This window comes from Streptomyces sp. NPDC059010 (assembly GCF_042740355.1).
Lineage (GTDB): Bacteria > Actinomycetota > Actinomycetes > Streptomycetales > Streptomycetaceae > Streptomyces.
Map to the genome: position 1 here is coordinate 1 of NZ_JBHYJA010000007.1, position 6,062 is coordinate 6,062.

Here is a 6,062-nt window from a genome sequence, read left to right on the forward strand (position 1 = left end):
ACAGCCTTGAGGGCGTGCAGTGGACGCACCTTCAGGGGCGCGGGGAACTGCGCGAGCAACCACGAACCACCCGCAGCCGCCAACGCACTCAAATCCCCCAAACCCCCCGCGAAGTCCGAACTCGCCCCCCATTCACCCGCGATACCTGTGAGGCATCCCACACTCACACACCCCCGGGCTCGGTCACCCCCGCTCCCGACGGCATGATGAGCCGGACCGTCCGCTTCCATCCAGCGGCTCGCTCCACTGCGCCCCACACGCCCGGGAGTCACCCTTTTGACTGCACCGACCTCCGCACCGACCCCGGACTCCCCCACGGTCTCCGTCGCCCTGGTCGGCGCCGGCCCCCGCGGCACCAGCGTCCTGGAACGCCTCTGCGCCTCCGCCCCCGAACTCCTGCCGCCCGGCGCCCGCCTCACGGTCCATGTGGTCGACCCGGCGCCGCCCGGACCCGGGCGGGTATGGCGGACCGCGCAGTCGGCCGAGCTGCTGATGAACACGGTGTCCTCGCAGGTCACACTGTTCACCGACGACAGCGTGGACTGCTCGGGCCCGATCCGGCCGGGCCCCAGCCTGCACGACTGGGCGACGGGCACGCTCGGCCCGGACGAGTACCCGACCCGCGCCCACTACGGCCGTTACCTGGAGTGGGTGTTCGCGAAGGTCGTGCGCGAGGCGCCGCCCGGGATACGCGTCGAGACACACACGGCCCGCGCGATACGCCTCGACCACGCACCCGACGGCCGCCAGGCCCTCGCCCTCGACGACGGCCGCACCCTGCCCGGCCTGTCCGCCGTGGTGCTGGCCCAGGGCCATCTGCCGACGGCCGCCGACATGACACAGCGCCGCCTCACGGCGTACGCCGAACGCCACGGCCTGCGTTACGTGGCGCCCGCGAACCCGGCCGACGTCGACCTCTGCGCCATATCCGCCGGTGAGCCGGTGCTGCTGCGCGGCCTGGGCCTCAACTTCTTCGACCACATGGCCCTGTTGACGACCGGCCGCGGCGGCCGCTTCGTCCAGTCCGAGGACGGCCCCGGTCTGCGGTACGTCCCGTCCGGCAACGAGCCGCGGCTGTACGCCGGTTCCCGGCGCGGCATCCCCTACCAGGCGCGCGGCGACAACGCGAAGGGGCCGTACGGCCGCCATCTCCCGCTGGTCCTGACGCCCGAGGTGATCGCCGGTTTCCGCAAGCGCGCGGACTCCGGCGAGGCGCCGGACTTCCTCACGGAGATATGGCCGCTGGTGGCGAAGGAGGTGGAGGCGGTGTACTACACGGCGCTGATACCGGCCGACGCCCGGCGCCCGGAGTTCACCGCACGCTTCCTGGCCCTCCCGCACCGCGACCCCCAAGAGGCGGCCCTGCTGCACGAGTTCGGTGTGCCGGAGGGGGAGCGCTGGAGCTGGGACCGGGTCTCCCGGCCGTATACGGGGCAGGACTTCGCCGATCCGGGGCAGTGGCGCGACTGGCTGCTGGCGTATCTGCGCGAGGACGCCGTGCACGCCGCCCGGGGCAATGTGGACGGCCCGCTGAAGTCGGCCCTCGATGTGCTGCGCGACCTGCGCAACGAACTCCGGCTGATCGTCGACCACGCCGGCCTCACCGGCACCTCCCGCCGGGACCACCTGGACCGCTGGTACACCCCGCTCAACGCCTTCCTGTCCATCGGCCCGCCCCGGCGGCGCGTCGAGGAACTGGTGGCACTGATGGAGGCGGGGGTGGTGGAGGTGCTCGGGCCACGGCTGGACGTGCGGGAAGAGGAGGGGGCCTGGGTGGCGCACTCCCCGGAGGTGCCCGGCTCGGCGGTCCGTGCGACGGCTCTGATCGAGGCGCGGCTGCCGGAACCCGACCTGCGCCGCAGCGCCGACGACCTGCTGGCCCGGCTGCTGAAGACCGGGCAGTGCCGCCCGCACACCGTCGACGGTTACGAGACCGGCGGGCTGGACGTGACGCCGCGGCCGTACCGGCTGATCGACCGTCAGGGCCGGACGCATCCGAGACGCTTCGCGTTCGGGGTGCCCACGGAGGGTGTGCACTGGGTGACGGCCGCGGGGGCGCGGCCAGGTGTGGATTCGGTCACTCTTTCGGACGCGGATGCGGTGGCGAGGGCGGCGCTACGTGCGGTTGTTTCCGGGGCGGACGGGGCTGCCGAGGCCGAAGTCTGGCCAAATGTTGAACTTGCAAGTGTTGATTAGGGCTACCTAACGTGTTCCCTACCGATCAGTACTCGTCCCCAGGCCGTTCTTTCCAGGGACGGCCAGCATCCAGACCGAGGAGTCCCCCACATGACCGGACGCCTGAACAGCGCCCAGCCGTATGCCATCGGCCTGTTCCGCATCGTCGTCGGCCTGCTCTTCGCCTGCCACGGCGCCAACTCGCTCTTCGGCACGTTCGGCGGCCAGACCGTGCAGGCCGGCACCTGGCCCGGCTGGTACGCCGCGGTGATCGAACTCGTCGGCGGCAGCCTTGTCCTGCTCGGCCTCGGCACCCGCGCCGCGGCCTTCATAGCCTCCGGCGCCATGGCCTACGCGTACTTCAAGGTCCACCAGCCGCAGGCCCTGTGGCCCATCGAGAACCAGGGCGAAGGCGCCGCCATGTACTGCTGGGCCATGTTCCTGCTGATCTTCACCGGCTCCGGCGCGTTCGGCCTGGACCGGCTGTTCGCCAAGCGCACCGGGACGCAGGGCGCGACGACGGCCGACCAGGCCCCGGTCGCCGCCTGACGGCTCAGCCCCTGCGGCCCTTCGGCCCCGTACAACGTCCCCGTACGGCGGCCGCCCGGCACGACGGCGCCCGTACCCGCGAGGCTCACGCGGGTGCGGGCGCCGTCGCCTGTCGGTCCGGTGCAGGTGAGTGAACATCCTGTACCGAACACACGAGCCCCCGATGAATCTCCTGTCACACGCCCGGCGTACGCTGTATGGCTGTCATAGGCCGCCCCTGCCGCTCCCCCGCGACATCGCGGCACGGTCTGGCCACGGGGGTCAACGGGGAGTTGCGGTGCTGGAGGGTTTCGAGGATGTGGGTTCGCTTACGGCGAGCCCATGGATCTATGTCGTAGTGGCGCTGTCGATCCTGCTGGACGTGTTCCTGCCGGTGCTGCCCAGCGGCGTTCTGGTGATCATGGCGGCGACGGCCGCGGCGGCGGGCTCGGGTGCCGCGACCGGTGAGGTGCCCGGCGAGGTCCCGGACATCCTGGCCCTCACGCTCTGCGCGGCGACGGCCTCCGTCCTGGGCGACCTCGTCGCCTACCGCGTCGCCCGGCGCGGCGGCGCCCGACTGGACCGCGCGATCGCCCGCTCCCGCCGCCTGACATCTGCGCAGGAACGTCTCGGCGCCGCCCTGGCCCGGGGCGGCGGCGCCCTGGTCGTCCTCGCCCGCTTCGCCCCCGCCGGCCGCTCGGTCGTCTCCCTCGGCGCCGGCGCCACCCACCGCAGCGCCCGCGACTTCCTCCCCTGGTCCGCCCTGGCCGGCCTCACCTGGGCCGTCTACAGCGTGGCCCTCGGCTACTTCGGCGCCCAGTGGCTGGGCGCGACATGGCTGGCGACGGGGGTGTCGGTGGCAGCGCTGTTCGGGGCGGGGGCGGTGGCCACGTATCTGGTGCGGCGGGGGCCGGCGTAGGGGGCGCTGCCTGCCCCGCCCTACGGCGTGACCGCCCTCCGACGTCACCCGCCTCCGACGTGACCCGCCCTCCGAGGTCACCCGGCCTTGCGCGCCACCGCGGCCCCCCGCACCTCCAGTCCGTCGAGCAGTTCGGCCGTCGCCTGAGCGATCACGTCCACGGCGCGGTCGAAGACCTCGCGGTTGTGCGCGGCCGGGGCCCGGAAGCCGGAGACCTTGCGTACGTACTGGAGGGCGGCGGCCCGGATCTCTTCCTCCGTCGCCTCTTCGGGCAACACGGGCGGACGGAGCGTCTTGATGCTGCGGCACATGCGTCCAGTCTCCCCCGAGAAGGGCGCTGTCTGCCATGATCACCTCAGAGGCGGCCACCATTCAGGGGTCGACCGACGAGAGGATTCGCATGACGGCGAACGGCACGACGGCGAACGACCGACTCAGCGTGGCGGTACTGGGCCCGGGCGGCATAGGCGGTCTGCTGGCCGCACTGTTGTCCAGGGCGGGCCACCGCGTCATCTGCCTGGCCGGCGACGAGACGGCCAGGACTCTGCGTACGACCGGAATCCGCGTCCGCAGCGGCCTGTTCGGGGACTTCACGGCCGAGGTGGAGGCGGACACCGAACTCCGCGAGCCGGTCGACGCCTGCCTGATCACGGTCAAGGCCACCGCCCTCGACACCGCTCTGACCCGCGTCCCGCCCGAGGCGCTGGGCGACGCCCTGGTCGTCCCCTTCCTGAACGGCGTGGAACACCCCCGCCCCCTCCGCGCCCGATACGGCGCCGACCGGGTGGCCCCCGCCGCCATCCGCGCCGAGTCGACGCGCGTGGCGGCCGGGGAGATCGAGCACCCGAGCCCCTTCGCCGAGATCGACCTGACCGGCGACGCGGTCCCCGACGACCGCCTGGCCTCCCTGGCAGCGACCCTCGACTCGGCGGGCCCCACCACCCGCGTCCTCCCCGACGAGACGGCGGCCCTCTGGGCGAAGATGTCGTTCCTGGCCCCCTTCGCCCTCCTCACCACCCGCCACGCCCTCCCCCTCGGCGACGTACGCACCGTCCACCGCGAGGAGTTGACGTCCGTGGCAGAGGAGACGGCGGCCGTCAGCCGAGCCTGCGGCGGCCCCGCCGACCCGGCCCAGGCCCTCGCCCGCTACGACGCGTTCCCGCCCGGTACGAAGTCGTCGATGCAGCGCGACGCCGAAGCGGGCCGCCCCCTCGAACTGGACGCCATCGGCGGCGCGTTGCTCCGCGCGGCACAACAGCACGAGGTGGCTACGCCGGTGACGGCGCGCCTGGTAGGGGAGTTGAGGCAGGCCGGCCACTAGCCACCCGCTCCGGACCGTTCAGCGGGCCGGTTCGGTCCCACGAGTTGAAGGAACACAGCGCCGACGGCCTCCGGCCGCCAGCAGGCCGTCGGCACTGACCCCGCCCTGACTTCCGACGACGCGGCCAACAGCCCTCTAGCCGAGGTAGTTCGCGCGCCCCTCGTCATCGAGCTCGAAGGAGCCCTCAGGGATGATGCAGAACTCATTGCCCTCGGGGTCCGCCATCACCAGGAACCCCCCGTCGTCGTACTGCCCCAGCCGGCGCCCACCGAGCGCCTCCACCCGCTGCTCCTCGGCCGCGGGGTCGGGCGAGGTGATGTCGAAGTGCATGCGGTTCTTGCCCGTCTTGGGTTCGCAGGTCTGCTGGAAGCCCAGGCCGAGGCCGTTCTCCCGCCGAAGCCACACATACGGGCCCGTGCGGCCCACGACCGGCCTGCCGAGCAACTCGGACCAGAACGCGGCGAGCCGCTCGGGGTCGGTGGCATCGACGATGAGGGCATTGACCTGCATGAAGGAGTCCGCCATGCCCTCGATCGTCTCAGGGGCAGAACGTCCCCACACACTCGTTCGCATGAACCGCCCAAAGGCGGTCGCCACCCAAAATCGAACAGGCGTAGCATTGCGCCGTGGCTACGTCCTATGACTTTCCGAGTGACCTCCTAGCCGGCCAGGAGGAGCTGCATCAGGTCCGGGCCGAGCTGTCGGCTCTGCTGAGGCGGCTTCCCTGGTCGGTCGTGCCCCTGGACGGATTCAGCGACGACAACGGCTGGCGCAAGGTCGAACGCCCCGCCTCTCCCGGCTGGACGCGGGACGAGCAGGCCGAGGTGGAGAAGCTCCGGCGGCGCGAGCACGAGCTCGCGGTGTTCGTCAGCGGGCACCGCTACTGGTCGGAGATGGCCGGAGCGGAGCGCGTCGACGCCCGCACGAAGCTGAAGCACGCCCATGAGGCGACGGCGGAGAAAGAGAGCTAGCGGAGAAGGAGCGCTGATACGCCGAGGTCCCCCCCCCGCAACGGGGGGGGGCGGGTACCCGGGGGGGGGCGGCGGGTTGGGAACCCCCGCCAACAGCGTTGTATGCCCGCGCGCCAACCCCGAGCAACGCACCCCCGAACCAATAGAC

General features: G+C 72.2%; 7 protein-coding genes. 5 read left to right on the forward strand and 2 right to left on the reverse strand.

Annotated elements, in window-relative coordinates; all coding sequences use genetic code 11:
* The first annotated feature begins 276 nt into the window (after positions 1-276).
* The 3 genes from ACFWYS_RS08795 to ACFWYS_RS08805 all read left to right on the forward strand — a co-directional run bounded on the left by ACFWYS_RS08795 (position 277) and on the right by ACFWYS_RS08805 (position 3,622).
* The gene (locus ACFWYS_RS08795) at positions 277-2,196 is read left to right on the forward strand and encodes an FAD/NAD(P)-binding protein (RefSeq protein WP_384765114.1); all 1,920 of its coding nucleotides are present in this window, start codon (positions 277-279) and stop codon (positions 2,194-2,196) included.
* 90 nt (positions 2,197-2,286) lie between these two features.
* The gene (locus ACFWYS_RS08800; protein ID WP_384765116.1) at positions 2,287-2,724 is read left to right on the forward strand and encodes a DoxX family protein; all 438 of its coding nucleotides are present in this window, start codon (positions 2,287-2,289) and stop codon (positions 2,722-2,724) included.
* Positions 2,725-3,001: 277 nt separating this feature from the next.
* A complete protein-coding gene (locus tag ACFWYS_RS08805; RefSeq protein WP_384765118.1) occupies positions 3,002-3,622 on the forward strand; it encodes a DedA family protein in 621 nt (206 codons plus the stop codon).
* Between the two features lie 77 nt (positions 3,623-3,699).
* On the opposite strand, the gene ACFWYS_RS08810 is transcribed toward ACFWYS_RS08805, so the two are convergent.
* Complete coding sequence (locus ACFWYS_RS08810) at positions 3,700-3,933, reverse strand: DUF2277 domain-containing protein (protein ID WP_384765119.1); 234 nt, start codon at positions 3,931-3,933, stop codon at positions 3,700-3,702.
* 89 nt (positions 3,934-4,022) lie between these two features.
* Here ACFWYS_RS08810 and ACFWYS_RS08815 point away from each other — a divergent pair, with 89 nt between their 5' ends.
* Positions 4,023-4,943: a ketopantoate reductase family protein gene (locus ACFWYS_RS08815; RefSeq protein ID WP_384765502.1), complete on the forward strand. Its 921-nt coding sequence runs from the start codon at positions 4,023-4,025 to the stop codon at positions 4,941-4,943.
* Between the two features lie 135 nt (positions 4,944-5,078).
* Here ACFWYS_RS08815 and ACFWYS_RS08820 read toward each other — a convergent pair whose 3' ends face one another.
* Positions 5,079-5,468 (reverse strand): VOC family protein, encoded by a 390-nt coding sequence (locus ACFWYS_RS08820; protein WP_384765120.1) that lies wholly within the window; start codon positions 5,466-5,468, stop codon positions 5,079-5,081.
* A 101-nt stretch (positions 5,469-5,569) separates the two neighbouring features.
* Here ACFWYS_RS08820 and ACFWYS_RS08825 point away from each other — a divergent pair, with 101 nt between their 5' ends.
* The gene (locus ACFWYS_RS08825; RefSeq protein ID WP_384765122.1) at positions 5,570-5,914 is read left to right on the forward strand and encodes a hypothetical protein; all 345 of its coding nucleotides are present in this window, start codon (positions 5,570-5,572) and stop codon (positions 5,912-5,914) included.
* The last annotated feature ends 148 nt before the right edge of the window (positions 5,915-6,062 follow it).

What these genes read in the sequence shown, in the direction of transcription:
- ACFWYS_RS08815 (WP_384765502.1), top strand. Translation starts at nt 4,023, where the DNA reads ATGACGGCGAACGGCACGACGGCGAACGACCGACTCAGCGTGGCGGTA.
- ACFWYS_RS08820 (WP_384765120.1), bottom strand. Translation starts at nt 5,468, where the DNA reads ATGGCGGACTCCTTCATGCAGGTCAATGCCCTCATCGTCGATGCCACC.
- ACFWYS_RS08800 (WP_384765116.1), top strand. Translation starts at nt 2,287, where the DNA reads ATGACCGGACGCCTGAACAGCGCCCAGCCGTATGCCATCGGCCTGTTC.
- ACFWYS_RS08810 (WP_384765119.1), bottom strand. Translation starts at nt 3,933, where the DNA reads ATGTGCCGCAGCATCAAGACGCTCCGTCCGCCCGTGTTGCCCGAAGAG.